Genomic DNA, 15,299 nt, shown 5'->3' with positions numbered 1-15,299 from the left:
TGCTTAGCCGCTTGCTATGCCTGCTACTATGGCATGCTTTCGCAGCAATTGCTACGCCAATTGTTTTATCATAATCTGCTTATAATCAATTGATTATAGTTTTGAGATGAGTTTTTAACGAAGTCCTGGATAATGCACTTAAGTCTATCGGACCACGCTTCTTCCTGTCTTCGGTTTGCGCATACATCAGCATCCATTCACTCAAAAATTAGCCACTTATAACCTCACCTCTATGCTTTCACATTCTTACAAAAACCTGCTGCTGCGGAGTGCAGTGCTGCTCGCCGCGGGCAGTATGCCAACGTTTGTACAACCGGCGGCGGCTTCGCCATTGCCAAATGCTCCTTCGCGGGAGGTTGGGCCGTTCCAAACCGCAAACGTTCCCGTATCAGGGCGCGTCACTCAGAGTAATGGCGAAGGCTTGCCGGGCGTAACGGTGGTGGTGAAAGGCAGCTCGCAAGGTACCAGCACCGACGCCAGCGGCAATTTCAGCCTGGAGGTGCCCGAAGGGAGTACGCTGGTATTCAGCTATGTAGGCTACACCCGCCGCGAAGTCCCGGTGACTGGCGCCTCGACATCGTTCAACGTTACGCTGAGCGAAGACACGCAGGCCCTGAAAGAAGTGGTGGTAGTTGGTTACGGCACTCAGGAGCGGACGAGCGTAACCGGTTCTGTGGCTTCCGTATCGGCCAAGGAAATTGCCGCTCAGCCGGTTGCCGATGCCGCGCAAGCCCTGCAAGGCCGGGCGGCTGGCGTGCAAATCGTGTCGAACTCGGGCGCGCCGGGCGGCGCCGGGGGTACGTCGGTGCGGGTGCGGGGCATTACCTCCGCCGGCAACAATAGCCCGCTTTATGTGGTGGACGGCTTTCCGCTCCCGACAGCGGTAGACGGCAACGGCAACGCAACCGGCACAGAACTCAGCACCATCAACCCCAACGACATTGAAAGCATCGACGTGCTGAAAGATGCCTCCGCCACGGCCATCTACGGCGTGCGGGCTGCCAACGGCGTGGTACTGATCACCACCAAGCGCGGCAAAGCGGGCACGGCCAATATTAATCTCGACGCGTACGTGGGTACTCAAAACGTATGGCGGCAGATTCCGATGCTCAATGCCACGCAGTTTGCGCAGCTTAACAACGAGGCGCGCACCGCGGGCGGCCTGGCCATTATCCCGAAGTACGCCGATCCGGCAGCCCTGGGAAAAGGCACCAACTGGCTGGATGAGATTTTCCGACCCGCCAAGATTCAGAACTACGCCATCTCCGCCACGGGTGGCAGCGAGAAGGCCCGCTACGCCGTTAGTGCGGGCTACTTTCAGCAAGATGGCACCATCATCAATTCTAACTTTCAGCGCTTTACGCTGCGGGCTAACGGGGAAGTGCAGCTCAGCAAAATCCTGAAAATCGGTAACACGCTCGCGCTGACGCACCAAGACGAGCGCCCGCTCAACAACGAAAACAACGAGTTCAGCGGCGTTATTCAGCTCGCCGTGCAGGCCCCGCCGGTGGCGCCCGCCCGCAACCCCGACGGCAGTTTCTACGAGTTTTCCAGCCTCGATAACTACGGCGAAGAAAACCCCGTAACGGCCGCGCTTCGTCCCATAATCAAGAATAACCGCAACCGGGCGACTTCCACGTTTTACGCCGAGTTGGAGCCGCTTACTGGCTTGCGCTTCCGAACCAACATCGGGGCAGATTTGCAGTTTCTGCAACAAGATCAGTTCTTTCCCTCGATCGTTGGCTCGTCAAAGTATCCGGCTTCGCAGTCGTCGGCCAGCAGCAGCAGCAACTACAGCCCCAGCTACCTGATCGAGAACACGGCTACCTACGACAAGATAATTGGCAATAAGCACCAGTTTACTTTCCTGCTGGGCCAATCATCGCAGCAATTCGACAACTTTTACCTGACCGCTACCCGCGTAGGCTACAGCCGCAACGACCTGCAAATAATTGACCGCGGGCCCATCAACGCCCAGATTAACAACGGCGGCAACAACAGCCGCAGCCGGCTGGCCAGCTATTTTGGCCGCATCAACTACGAATTTGCCGGCAAATATCTATTCTCGGCCACGGCTCGCTACGATGGTTCTTCGGCGTTTGCGCCCGGCAACCAGTTCGGCTTCTTCCCCGGTATATCGGCCGGCTGGCGCCTGAGCGAAGAAGATTTCCTGAAGAGCTACTCCTCCATCAGCAACCTGAAGATCAGGGCCGGTTATGGCAAAGTAGGTAACCCGCTCAATGCCGGCTCGTTCGCCTTTCTGGCTACTATCAACTCCTCCGCGCTTTCCAATAATGGTGTGCCCGGCACCGGTTACGTATTTGGTACGGGCAGCCAGAATCAGGTGATTGGCGGCGCCCCCACACGCCTGCAAAACCCTGACTTGCAGTGGGAAAATAACGAGCAATACAACATCGGCATTGACTTGGGTTTGTGGCAGAATCGCGTGTCGGCCTCGGTCGACTTGTACAAGCGTACCTCGCCCAACCTGATTGCCGCCGTGCCGGTGTCTTATGTATCGGGTACCAGCGAGAGCATCAATACCAACGCGGCGTCCTCGAGCAACCGCGGTATTGACCTAGCCATTACCACCAACAACCTGGTGAGCGACAACGGCCTCAACTGGACGACTACGTTGAACTTTTCGCTCTACCGCAACAAGGTAACGTCGCTGGGAGCTGGCCGGCCCTACTTTGGGCAAGGCATTCGGGCCAACAACTACTTGGTGCGCTACGCGGCGGGTATCCCATTTGGCTCGTTCTACGGCTACGTGGCCGATGGCATCATCCAGACGACCGAAGAGCTGACGGCGTTGAACGCTGGCTCTTCTACGGGCTTCTACCAGCAGTCCGGCACTGCCCCCGGCGACATCAAATACAAGGACATAAACGGCGACGGCGTCATCAATTCCCAGGACCAGGCCTACATCGGCAATCCGAACCCGGACTTCACATATGGCCTTAATAACACACTGAGCTTCAGAGGTTTGGATTTGAATATATTCTTACAGGGTTCGCAGGGCAACGACGTTTACAACCTGAACCGCTACTACACGGAAGGCGGCTTGTTCGGTGCCTCCAACGCCAGCACCATCGCGCTGGATCGCTGGACGGGCCCCGGCACCAGCAACTACGTACCGCGTGCCGTAGCCGGCGACCCAAACAACAACCTGCGCGTTTCGAGCCACTACGTGGAAAACGGCTCCTACATGCGCATCAAGTTGCTCACCCTCGGCTACACGTTGCCCACCACGCTGCTAGGCCGAGTTCATGCGCAGCGCATTCGGGTGTATGTCACCAGCCAGAATTTGCTGACGATTACCAAATACAAAGGCTTCGATCCGGAGCTGGGTAACCAAGGCGGCAGCCTCGGCGTCGACCGTGGCATTTACCCGCAGTCGCGCGTCTTCTTGGCAGGTGTCAACATTGGCTTTTAATCAATCCAAGCGATGCGCCCAGGCCACGTAGCCAGCGGCGCGCCGCCCACCCCTGTAAAAACTACTACGATGTTTATAAAGAATAAAACGCTTGCAGCCTCGGTGCTGACCCTCGGGCTACTCGCGGGATGCGGGAAAGATTATCTCAGCCTGCAGCCGCGAAACGCCGTAACGACCGAAACGTTTTACAAGACCGAAACCGATGCCATTCAGGCGACTACGGCCGCTTACTCGCAGCTGAGCCAGTACGGGATGTTTAACTACTCGCTGTGGGGCATCGGCGACATTATGTCCGACAACTCCAACACGGGCGGTGGCGGAGCTTCCGACGGTATCGAGTTCCAACAGCTTGATAATTACTCCATTCCGACGACCAATCCCCTCACCAGCACCCACTGGCAGCGCGCCTATCTGGGTGTTGGCCAGGCCAACCAAGTGCTGGCGCGCGTGCCAGCTATCGAAATGTCGGCTACCCTCAAAACGCGGTGTCTGGGTGAGGCGGCCTTTCTGCGGGCTCTGTATTACTTCTACCTGGTGCGCGGCTTCGGTGACGTGCCCTTGGTGCTGACGCCTGCCCAAACGGCTGCCGAAGTTTCTAACATCACGCGTACGCCGGCCGCCCAAGTGTACACGCAAATCATAACCGACCTTCAGGATGCCATCACGAAGTTGCCGGCCTCTTACACCGGCGACGACGTGGGCCGGGCTACCAAGTGGTCGGCAACGGCCTTGCTGGCCAAGGTGTACCTCACGCAAGGCAATATGGCGAATGCGGCCACGCAGGCCCGCGCCGTAATCAGCGGTTCGGGTAAGACCATGTGGGCAAATTATGCCGACAACTTCAAGGTAGAGAACGAGAATGGGCAGGAGTCGCTCTTTGAAGTTCAGTTCAAAAACGGCCTGAGCAACTATTCGCAGGATGGCCCTGGCGCAACCATAAACGAGTTTTGGGGCGCCCGTTTCTTTGGCAGTCCTTACGTAGTGGCTTCCGGCGGCTACGGCTTCAACGTGCCGGAAAAAGAATTTGTGGATGGCTACGAGCCCGGCGACCTGCGCAAGCAAGCTACCGTGTGGGTGCCCGGCGATGTATACCCGGCCGGCCAGATTCAGCCGGCGAGCTTGCCCGGCGACCCCTTTGGCTTCAACGTGCGCAAGTTTTTCGTGGGCACCGTGAACGTCAACAACTGGGATTCGCCCTTGAACGTGCCGGTGCTCCGCCTGGCCGAGATGTACCTAATCTTGGCGGAGGCCGTGGGACCAACTGCGGAAGGCCTCGAAGCCATCAACAAAGTACGTCGGCGGGCTTTCGGCCTGCCCATCAATACGCCCTCGGCCAAGGATCTGGCGATAACTTCGGCGGCAAGCTTCAAGGATGCCGTGTTGCGGGAGCGCCGCTACGAGCTCGCGTTTGAGATGGACCGTTGGTACGACCTGAAGCGCACGGGCACGCTGGTTTCGACAATGAAGGCCAAAGGCAAGACCGGCGTACAGGAGTTCAACAACCTCCTGCCCATCCCGCAAACCGAACTCAACGTCAATCCTAATCTCACACAAAATCCTGGTTATTAAAGGGTTACAGAACGGCTAAAATAACCTGAAATCCAGCCCTGGGGAGAAGCAGCATCTGGTTGCAAACGCTGCTTCTCCTCAGGGTTGGATTGGTAAGGCCTAGCTACCCAAGCGCCCTCTGAGTCACTAACATTCCACTGTTCATGAAAATAAAAATTTCCCTTTTGCTTGCCGCTTCAAACGCCTCCCGTTTCCGCACCTTTGCCACGTGTAGCCTGTTGTGCAGCAGTTTTTTGGCCTCGGCACAAGCCCAGACCGCGCCCCAATTAGGCAAAGCTCCCCTCAAGGAAGTAATCGCGGCTCTCACGCCCGAAGAGAAGGTAAAACTGGTGGTCGGGATGGGTTTTTACCCTGCGGGCTTCCCGGAGGGCATTCTGCCGCCTTCCGACCCCGAGGACCGGAAAGTACCCGAAAAAGTACCCGGCGCGGCGGGCCGTACGCACGCCATTGCGCGGCTGGGCATTCCGTCGCTGACCTTATCCGACGGGCCCGCGGGCGTGCGCATCGATCCCATTCGGGGCGGCGACAGCACCAAAACCTATTACGCCACGGCTTTTCCGGTGGCAACGCTGCTGGCATCTTCCTGGGACACGACGCTCGTGCGCAAAGTCGGCGTGGCATTTGGTAGCGAAGTACGTGACTTCGGCATCGACGTGCTGCTGGCCCCGGGCATGAACATTCATCGCAACCCGTTGGGTGGCCGCAACTTCGAGTATTATTCCGAAGACCCCGTTGTGGCTGGCAACATCGCGGCGGCGATGGTCAACGGCATTGAATCCAACGGCGTGGGCACCTCCGTCAAGCACTTTGCCGTCAACAACCAAGAGTTCAACCGCATGCAGCTCAACTCCAAGGTGAGCGAGCGCGCCCTGCGGGAAATCTACCTCAAAGGCTTCCAGATTGTGGTTCGCAAGGCGCAGCCCTGGACGGTGATGTCGTCTTACAACCTCGTCAATGGCACGTACACCTCCCAAAGCCGCGATCTGCTCACGACGCTGCTGCGCGGCGAGTGGGGCTTCAAGGGCTTGGTCATGACCGACTGGTACGGCGGCAAAAACCCCGTTGCGCAGCTCCAAGCCGGCAACGACCTGCTTATGCCCGGCACCACGGCCCAAACCCAGGCAGTATTAGCTGCCCTAAAAAGCGGCCAACTAACTACTGCTCAGATTGATGCCAACGTAGCGCGCGTGCTGACGCTGGTGCTGCAATCGCCTACGTTTAAGGGCCTTAAATACACGAGTCAGCCCAACCTAAAAGCTGATGCCGCCGTGGCCCGCCAAGCCGCTGCCGAAAGCATGGTGTTGTTGCGCAACGAAGGCAAAACGCTGCCGCTAGCCGCAGGTCGAAAAGTGGCGTTGTTTGGCAATACGTCTTACAACCTCATTGCTGGCGGCACGGGCAGCGGCGACGTCAACCGCGCTTACACCATCTCGATAGCACAAGGCCTTACCAACGCCGGCCTCACCGTGAACGCGCCGCTAACGCAGGCGTACGGGCAATACATAAAGGGCGAGAAAGCTAAACTCCCCAAAACCAAAGGGTTACTGGACCCCGCGCCCGTCATTGCCGAGATGCCCGTGGATGCTTCCCTGCTCACACAGCAGGCCCAGGCTGCCGATGTAGCCTTGGTTACCCTTGGCCGCAGCGCTGGCGAAGGCGGCGACCGCAAAGTGGAAAATGACTTTACGCTCACGGCGGCCGAACAGGCGTTGCTCAAGCAAGTAGCCACGGCCTTTCATGCCCAAGGCAAAAAAATGGTGGTGGTGCTTAACGTGGGCGGCGTAATTGAAGTAGCCAGCTGGCGCGACCAAGCCGACGCCATTTTACTGGCTTGGCAGCCCGGCCAGGAAGGCGGCAACGCCGTGGCCGATGTGCTGCGCGGCACCGTGGCACCTTCGGGCAAGCTTGCCACAACCTTCCCGGTGAAATATGATGATGTGCCTTACAGCAAAGACTTTCCGGGCCGCTTATTGGCCAGCACCGGGCAAGCAAGCGGGAATTCGCTCACGGGCGCGCCCTCCGAAAATACCTACGAAGAAGGCATTTACGTCGGCTACCGCTACTACAACACGTTCCAGGTGAAGCCCGCCTACGAATTTGGCTACGGCATGAGCTACACCACATTTGCTTACAGCAACCTGAAGCTAAGCGCCCCGACTTTTGCCGGCAAGATGACGGCCACTGTTACCGTAACCAACAACGGCCCGGTGGCGGGCAAAGAGGTCGTGCAGCTCTATCTTACGGCTCCTTCCGGCAAGCTCGAAAAGCCGGAAAGCGAGCTCAAAGGATTTGCCAAAACCGGTCTTTTGCAACCATCTCAATCACAAACACTTACCTTTCCCCTGACTACTGCCGACCTGGCGTCTTTCGATACGGCTACCTCGAGTTGGGTGGCCGATGCGGGTACGTACAAGGTGAAAGTGGGCGCCTCTTCGCTGAATATCAAGCAGACGGCTTCATTTGCAGTGCCCAAGGCGCTGGTAGCCGAAAAAGCCCACAAACTGCTGGCCCCGCAGGCGCCAATCACCGAAATGAAACTCTCCCAAAAATAACCTCCCTCCGGTAACTCCCTCCGCATGAAATTTTACTTGATCATAGCGCTTTTGGCCGTACAGCTAGTGCCCGCGGCAGCCCAAACGAAAAATACACCCAGCAAATCCCTGACTATCAACCAAGTAAAAACAGCCAATGGGGTGCTGGAAGGCACCACCGCCGCCAGTGGCATTCGGGAATTTAAGGGCGTTCCGTTCGCCGCGCCCCCCGTGGGAGATTTGCGGTGGCGGGAGCCGCAGCCGGTTAAAAGCTGGACGAACGTGCGGCCAGCCAAGCAGTTTGGACCGCGGGCCATGCAGCTCCCTTTGTTTGGCGACATGAACTTTCGCTCCAACGGCGTGAGCGAGGATTGCCTTTACCTAAACGTCTGGACGCCAGCCAAAACCGCTCAGGAAAAACTCCCCGTGCTGGTGTATTTCTACGGCGGCGGCTTTGTGGCCGGCGACGGCTCCGAGCCGCGCTACGACGGCGAAAGCATGGCCCGACGCGGCATTGTGGCCGTAACGGTCAATTACCGGCTCGGCGTATTTGGGTTCATGGCCCACCCCGAACTAAGCAAGGAATCGCCGCACCACGCGTCTGGCAACTACGGTTTTCTGGACCAAAGCGCGGCGTTGCGTTGGGTGCAGCAAAACATCGCGGCTTTCGGCGGCGACCCCAAAAAGGTGACCATTGCCGGCGAATCGGCTGGCTCGATGTCAGTGAGCGCCCAGATGGCTTCGCCCCTGTCGAAAAGCCTGTTTGCCCGTGCCATCGGCGAAAGTGGCTCGATGCTCAACACCGGCTTCGGACCTTTGCCCCTGGCCGAAGTTGAGAAAAGCGGCGTAGCGTTCGCTACCAGCTTAGGCGCCAATTCGTTGGCGGCACTACGTGCACTGCCCGCCCAGCAATTGCTGGAAGCAACGGGCAAGCCCGGAACCCAGCGCTTCGCTCCTACTCTTGACGGCTACTTTTTCACGGAAAAGCCTACGGCCACGTTTGAGGCGGGTCGGCAGGCGCGCGTGCCGCTGCTGGTGGGCTGGAATTCGCAGGAAATGTCTTTCCAGGCACTGCTTGGCCCCGATCAGCCGACTCCTGAAAACTTCGCCAAGGCTGTACAAAAGCTGTACGGTGAGCGCGCTGCCGAAGTCCTGAAGCTGTACCCCAGCACCACGGCGCAAGAGGCCGAACAAGCAGCCACTGACCTGGCCGGCGACCGCTTCATTGCTTACAGCACCTGGAAATGGGCCGATATGCAAGCCCAAACGGGTGGCCAGCCAGTGTACCGCTACCTCTATGCCCGGCCCCGCCCAGCCATGACGCCCGAAATGGGCAATGCTACGGCTGGCTTAGCGGGCGGCGTGGTCAAACAACCCGAATCGGCTCCTAAGGCGCCGCCTGCCCGCGGAGCTGTGCACTCGGCCGAGATCGAATACGCCTTGGGCAACCTCTCGACCAATAAAGTGTACGCCTGGACGCCCGAAGACCAGAAAGTGTCGGAAGCGATGCAGAGCTACTTTGCCAACTTCATCAAATCTGGAAACCCCAATGGTGCCGGGCTGCCCAACTGGCCCGCTACCAAAGCCGGCACCGACGCCCAGGTGATGCGCCTCGATATGACGCCTCGCGCTGAGCAAGAGCCAAACCGCGCCCGCTATCTGTTTCTGGATCAATTAGTTACAAAATAGGCCATTAACGAGGTCCAGTGCCCCAGCTTTCTTTTTCTGACCATCAACCCGCTCGTTACATGGCCTGCTCCCGAGAGTTCGTGAGATGTAATTCCGCGCCCGCGCACCTTCTGAAAATGGCAGTGGTAGCTGGCGCGGCTGTACTGCTAAATACTGCGGCCATGGCCCAAACGCGCGTGGAATGGGTAACCACTACGCCCACAGCAAGTTGGGTAGAGCAGAAAGGAATGCAAACCGCGGCGGCCACCGGCCCTACCGATGCCGAGATCAACGTTGCGCAGCCCTTGCAGACTATCGACGGATTTGGCGCCTGCTTCAATGAGCTGGGCTGGACGTCGCTGAGTGCGCTTAGCAAATCCGACCGCGAACACATTGTGCGTGAGCTGTTTGCGCCGGGCGTGGGCGCCAACTTCACCATTTGCCGAATGCCCATCGGGGCCAACGACTTTTCGCGCGACTGGTATTCGTACGACGAAACACCCGGCGATTTTGCCCTCGAACATTTCAGCATCGCCAACGACGAGCAAACCCTGATTCCGTTCATCAAAAGCGCGCAGCAGTACAACCCGAAGCTGAAAGTGTGGGCTTCGCCCTGGAGCCCTCCGACGTGGATGAAGTATAATAAGCACTATGCGGCTGCCGAGGTAAAACCCGAGTACCGCCAGATGATGCCCACCCTGGCCGACAACGGCCTCAAGCCGGAACAAGCCGGCAAGGAAGGCACCAACATGTTCATTCAGGAAGATAAGTACTTCACTGCCTACGCGTTATACTTTGCCAAGTTCATCGAAGCGTATCAGAAAAAAGGCATTGCGGTGAGCATGGTGATGCCCCAAAACGAGTTCAACTCGGCCCAGGTGTTTCCGAGCTGCACCTGGACGGCCACGGGGTTGGCGCGTTTTGTGGGCTTCCTGGGGCCGCAGATGCAGCAGCGCAAAGTCGACGTGTTTTTCGGGACCATGGAGCGGGCCAAAGAAGCCTTGGTTGACACTGTTTTGCACGATCCGCGCAGCGGCAAATACATCAGGGGTGTTGGTTTTCAGTGGGCGGGCAAAGGGGCCATTGCCGGCATCCACGAGCGCTACCCCAACCTGACGCTGTACCAGTCGGAGCAAGAATGCGGCGACGGCAAAAACGACTGGAAGTACTGCGTGTACACGTGGTCACTGATGAAGCATTACCTCAGCAGCGGCGCCAATGCCTACATGTACTGGAATATATCGCTGAAAAAAGGCGGCGTCAGCCGGTGGGGCTGGAGCCAAAACTCGCTGGTCACCGTCGATGAAGCCGCCAAAACCTACCAGTTCAACTACGAATATTACCTGCTCAAGCACCTGAGCCACTACGTGAAGCCCGGTGCCAAACGCCTGACTACCAGCGGCGCTTTCACCAACTTGCTGGCCTTTCAGAACCCCGACAAAAGCGTGGTAGTCGTGGCCCAAAACGACAGCAACCAAGACCGCGTCCTGAGGCTGAAAGTAGGCAAGCAGACGCTGGCGCCCACTCTCAAACCTGACTCCTTTAACACATTGATAATCAAATAATTACATCAAATGCAACTTTGATGTGGCCCTCTATTCATTCTAACCCAATCCGAATGTTTCTTCCCACCCCTCGCTTGGCAGCCTTGCTGGGCACCACCTTCTTTTACGCGACCCTGAGCTTTTGCACGGCACAAAGCAAGCCTGCGGTACCAACGAAAGCTCCTGCTTCGCAAAACAAACAGGCTGCGCTCACGGCCAACGACGCCAAAATCGATGCGCTCATCAAGAAGATGACGCTGGAAGAAAAGATCGCGATGTTGCACGCCAACTCGGCTTTCGCGGCCGGCGGCATCAAGCGCCTGGGCATTCCCGAAATCATGACTTCCGACGGCCCGCACGGCGTGCGCCCCGAGCAGGGACGCGACTGGAAGGGCGTCAAAGACGCCAACGACGCCGGCACCTACCTGCCCACCAACAACACGCTGGCCTCCACCTGGAATCCGGAGTTGGGCTACGCTTACGGCACGGTACTGGGCAGCGAGGCTGCTTTCCGGGGCAAAGACATTATTCTGGGGCCGGGCATCAACATCGTGCGCGCGCCGTTGAACGGGCGCAACTTCGAGTACCTGAGCGAAGACCCCTACCTCATTTCGAAGATGGTAGTCGGCTACATTAAAGGCGTTCAGGATCAGGGTGTTTCGGCGTGCGTGAAGCATTACGCGGCCAACAACCAAGAAGAGCACCGCAACGACATCGACGTGGACATGAGCGAGCGGGCGCTGCGCGAAATCTACCTGCCGGGCTTTAAAGCCGCCGTGCAGGAAGCGGGCGTGTACACGCTGATGGGCTCGTACAACAAGTTTCGCGGTACCTATGCCACCGAGAATGCTTACCTGATGAATGACATTCTGAAGGGCGAATGGGGTTTCAAAGGCCTGGTTATAAGCGACTGGGGATCAGTTCATAACACCATGAATGCTCTGCGCAACGGCACCGATCTGGAAATGGGCACCGACCTGTCCTTGATGTACGGCAACGTAGACCAGAGTGCAGCCACGGGCGGGCCTTCCGCCAACCGGTCGCTTTACGACCGCTTTTACCTCGCCGATGCCGCCCTGGACGCCGTTAAGAAAGACCCGAAGCTGGTGCCCTTGGTAGACGACAAAGTGCGCCGCATTCTGCGGGTGATGTACGCCACCAATATTCTGGACGGCGCCAAGCGCAAGCCCGGCGCTTACAACACCAAAGAGCACCAGGCCACCGCCTTGAAAGTGGCCGAAGAAGGCATTGTGCTGCTCAAAAACGACGGCATTCTGCCCCTCAAAAAGACGGTGAAAACTATTGCCGTGATCGGCGAAAACGCCACCCGCGAAAATTCCATGGGCGGCGGCAGCTCGCAGCTGAAGGCCAAGTACGAAATCACGCCGTTGCAGGGTCTCAAAACGGAATTAGGCAGCCAGGCAAACATCACCTATGCTCAGGGCTACAAAATTGCACGCAACCAAAAGGCTGATCCACAGATGATTGCCCAAGCCGTTGCGGCTGCCAAAGCCGCCGACGTGGCCATCATTGTGGGCGGCTCGACCCACGGCTACGACTACAGCAAATGGGGCGACAATGCCTACGACGCCGAAGGGTTCGACAAGCCCGACATGAAGATGCCGTTCGGCCAAGACGAACTCATTCAGGCCGTGCTGGCTGCCAACCCCAACACGGTGGTCGTGCTGCTGGGCGGTGGCCCGATTGACGTGTCGGCGTGGGCCGGGCAGGCCAAGGGCATTGTGGAGGCGTGGTATCCCGGCATGGAAGGCGGCAACGCCCTGGCACACATCCTGTTCGGTGATGTAAACCCGTCGGGCAAGCTGCCCTTCACCTTCCCCGTGAAGCTGGAAGACTCGCCTGCCATGAAACTGGGCGAATACCCCAGCACCCCCGGTAACCCGCTGAAGCAGACTTACAAAGACGACATTTTCGTGGGCTACCGCTACTTCGACACCTACAAGGTAGCGCCGCAATTTGCCTTCGGCCACGGCTTGAGCTACACCACCTTCAAATACAGCGGTTTAAGTGTAACGCCGGGCACCAAAAACGCCACCGTAAAGCTGACCGTGACCAACAACGGCAAAACGTCCGGCGCCGAGGTGGTGCAGGTGTATGTGAAGGACGAGCAAGCCGCCGTCAAGCGCCCGGAGAAGGAATTGAAGGCCTTTCAGAAAGTATTCCTAAAACCCGGCGAATCCAAAACGGTGACGATGACGCTGGATACCAATGCGTTTCAGTATTATGACGAAGGCAAAAAGCAGTGGGTGCTGGAGCCCGGCAAGTTCGACGTGCTGGTCGGCAGTTCCTCCCGCGATATTCGCCTGACGGGCAACGTAACGCTGTAAGCAACAATTAAGCACGTCACGCTTTTGCAGCGCTCAGCGTGACGTGCTTTTCGGTTTTGACATGCTTTCACCAATTCCTGTCCTTGACTTTAGGTAGATGAATCGACTGCTCCTTGTCTTGTTGCTTCTGATCGCCCTAGCCCAAAGCGTTGTGGCACAAGCTCCTAAGCAAAAAAAGCTACTATACGGCGTGGCCTACTACGACGAGTACATGCCCTACGAGCGTCTCGACAAGGACGTGCAGATGATGAAAGCGGCGGGCATCAACGTGGTGCGCATTGCCGAATCGACGTGGAGCACGGTGGAACCGCAGGAAGGCGTGTTCGATTTTTCGCACATCGACCGCGTGCTCAACGCCATGCACAAGGCTGATATTCAAGTGATTATTGGTACGCCTACGTACGCCGTGCCCACGTGGCTGGTGCGCAAATACCCGGCAGTGCTGGCCATTACGCCCACCGGCCAAAACCAATATGGTGCGCGGCAAAACATGGACATCACCAATCCTGACTTCCGCCGCCATGCTGAGTTGGTAATTCGGGCGATGCTGGGACACGTCAAAAACCATCCGGCCATCATAGGCTATCAGGTTGATAATGAAACCAAAGCTTACAACACCGTGGGGCCGGCGGTGCAGAAGCTGTTTGTGCAGTACATGCAGACCAAGTACAAATCCCTGGACGTCATCAACAAGGCCTACGGCCTGGATTACTGGAGCAACCGCATCAACAGCTGGGAAGATTTTCCGTCTACGGTGGGCACCATCAACGCCAGTCTGGGCAGCGAATTTTCTAAGTTTCAGCGCCAGCTGGTGACGGATTATCTGGCCTGGCAGGCCGGCATCGTGCGTGAGTACAAGAAGCCGAACCAGTTTATCACCCAGAACTTTGACTTAGATTGGCGGGGCTATTCCTTTGGTATTCAGCCCGATGTGGATCATTTTGCGGCGGCCAAAGCGCTCGACATAGCTGGCATCGACATCTACCACCCCAGCCAGGACCAGCTTACAGGCACCGAAATTTCCTTTGGTGGCGACGTGACGCGCTCCATGAAGGGCGGCCAGAATTACCTGGTGCTGGAAACCGAAGCCCAGGGCTTTCCGCAGTGGGTGCCCTACCCTGGGCAGCTGCGCTTGCAGGCCTTCAGCCACTTGGCCTCGGGGGCTAACATGCTGGAATACTGGCATTGGCACTCCATTCACAACTCGGCCGAAACCTACTGGAAGGGCTTGCTCAGCCACGACTTCGAGCCGAACCCAACCTACGACGAAGCCAAAACCATCGGGCAGGATTTCAACCGACTCGGCTCGCATTTGGTTACCCTCCAGAAAACCAACAAGGTAGCTATTCTATTCAGCAACGAAGCCCTGACGGCATTTAAGTGGTTCGGGTTTGGCTGGGGTACGCGAGAAACCTACAACGACGTGTTGCGGCCGCTCTACGATGCCCTGTACCGCCAGAACGTGGGCTGCGACTTCGTGGACCCGTCCAGCACCAACCTGGAAAGCTATAAGCTGCTGATTGTGCCTGCTTTATACGCTGCCCCGAATAGCTTGCTGGAGCGGCTGAACCGCTTTGTGCAGAACGGCGGCCATGTGGTGTACACGTACAAAAGCGGTTTCTCCGACGAAAACGTGAAGGTGCGCACCACCCAGCAACCGGGCGTTATTACGGAAGCCTGCGGGGTGAGTTTCAGCCAGTTTACCATTCCCGTGAAGGTGGCGTTGAAAGGCGATCCGTATCAGGTAGGCGCTGAAAATAACCGCGTTACGACCTGGATGGAGCTGCTCACACCGACCACGGCAAAGGTGCTGGCCACCTACGATCACCCGGTGTGGGGCAAGTACGCCGCCATCACCGAAAACCGCTACGGCAAGGGCTTGGCTACTTACATAGGCTGCGGAACAAGCACCGCAGTAACGGAAAAGATAGTCGCCGATGCCGTGAAAAAAGCCGACCTCTGGGGCCCTGACCAGGCTATTCGGTTTCCGCTCATCACCAAATCCGGTGTGAATCAGCAGAAGAAAACGGTGCATTATTACTTCAACTACTCTGCCGAGCCGGGCTCGGTGCCGTACCCCTACGGTGCCGGCAAAGAGCTGTTCTCCAACGCTGCCATCGCCAAAAATCAGCAGTTGCAACTGGCGCCCTGGGGCATGCAGATTGTGGAAGAAAAATAAAAAGAGCTTTATTGATTATTTACA

7 protein-coding genes are annotated in these 15,299 nt (G+C 57.6%); all 7 read left to right on the top strand.

The annotated features are described in order from the left end of the window. Nucleotides 1-232: 232 nt before the first annotated feature. The 7 genes from H9I52_RS07660 (at nt 233) to H9I52_RS07630 (ending at nt 15,275) form a co-directional block, all read left to right on the top strand. The gene (locus H9I52_RS07660; protein WP_187453384.1) at nt 233-3,436 is read left to right on the top strand and encodes a SusC/RagA family TonB-linked outer membrane protein; all 3,204 of its coding nucleotides are present in this window, start codon (nt 233-235) and stop codon (nt 3,434-3,436) included. A gap of 69 nt (nt 3,437-3,505) precedes the next feature. Beyond that, nucleotides 3,506-5,005 (top strand): RagB/SusD family nutrient uptake outer membrane protein, encoded by a 1,500-nt coding sequence (locus H9I52_RS07655; protein WP_187453383.1) that lies wholly within the window; start codon nt 3,506-3,508, stop codon nt 5,003-5,005. 143 nt (nt 5,006-5,148) lie between these two features. Then, nucleotides 5,149-7,557, top strand: a complete 2,409-nt coding sequence (locus H9I52_RS07650) for a glycoside hydrolase family 3 C-terminal domain-containing protein (protein WP_187453382.1) — start codon at nt 5,149-5,151, stop codon at nt 7,555-7,557. A 24-nt stretch (nt 7,558-7,581) separates the two neighbouring features. Continuing rightward, complete coding sequence (locus H9I52_RS07645; RefSeq protein ID WP_187453381.1) at nt 7,582-9,225, top strand: carboxylesterase/lipase family protein; 1,644 nt, start codon at nt 7,582-7,584, stop codon at nt 9,223-9,225. A gap of 116 nt (nt 9,226-9,341) precedes the next feature. Further along, a complete protein-coding gene (locus tag H9I52_RS07640) occupies nt 9,342-10,769 on the top strand; it encodes a glycoside hydrolase family 30 protein (RefSeq protein WP_187453380.1) in 1,428 nt (475 codons plus the stop codon). A 53-nt stretch (nt 10,770-10,822) separates the two neighbouring features. Beyond that, nucleotides 10,823-13,096, top strand: a complete 2,274-nt coding sequence (locus H9I52_RS07635) for a glycoside hydrolase family 3 C-terminal domain-containing protein (protein WP_187453379.1) — start codon at nt 10,823-10,825, stop codon at nt 13,094-13,096. 97 nt (nt 13,097-13,193) lie between these two features. After that, a complete protein-coding gene (locus H9I52_RS07630; protein ID WP_222940431.1) occupies nt 13,194-15,275 on the top strand; it encodes a beta-galactosidase in 2,082 nt (693 codons plus the stop codon). Nucleotides 15,276-15,299 lie beyond the last annotated feature (24 nt).

It is taken from the genome of Hymenobacter sp. BT491, assembly GCF_014349165.1.
Classification (GTDB): Bacteria; Bacteroidota; Bacteroidia; order Cytophagales; family Hymenobacteraceae; genus Hymenobacter; species Hymenobacter jejuensis.
The sequence above is the reverse complement of the archived record's forward strand: the minus strand, read 5'-3'. Positions and strand labels throughout refer to the sequence as shown.

Coding starts and splice junctions, on each gene's coding strand:
- H9I52_RS07660 (WP_187453384.1), top strand. CDS start 233: ATGCTTTCACATTCTTACAAAAACCTGCTGCTGCGGAGTGCAGTGCTG.
- H9I52_RS07655 (WP_187453383.1), top strand. CDS start 3,506: ATGTTTATAAAGAATAAAACGCTTGCAGCCTCGGTGCTGACCCTCGGG.
- H9I52_RS07650 (WP_187453382.1), top strand. CDS start 5,149: ATGAAAATAAAAATTTCCCTTTTGCTTGCCGCTTCAAACGCCTCCCGT.
- H9I52_RS07645 (WP_187453381.1), top strand. CDS start 7,582: ATGAAATTTTACTTGATCATAGCGCTTTTGGCCGTACAGCTAGTGCCC.
- H9I52_RS07640 (WP_187453380.1), top strand. CDS start 9,342: ATGGCAGTGGTAGCTGGCGCGGCTGTACTGCTAAATACTGCGGCCATG.
- H9I52_RS07635 (WP_187453379.1), top strand. CDS start 10,823: ATGTTTCTTCCCACCCCTCGCTTGGCAGCCTTGCTGGGCACCACCTTC.
- H9I52_RS07630 (WP_222940431.1), top strand. CDS start 13,194: ATGAATCGACTGCTCCTTGTCTTGTTGCTTCTGATCGCCCTAGCCCAA.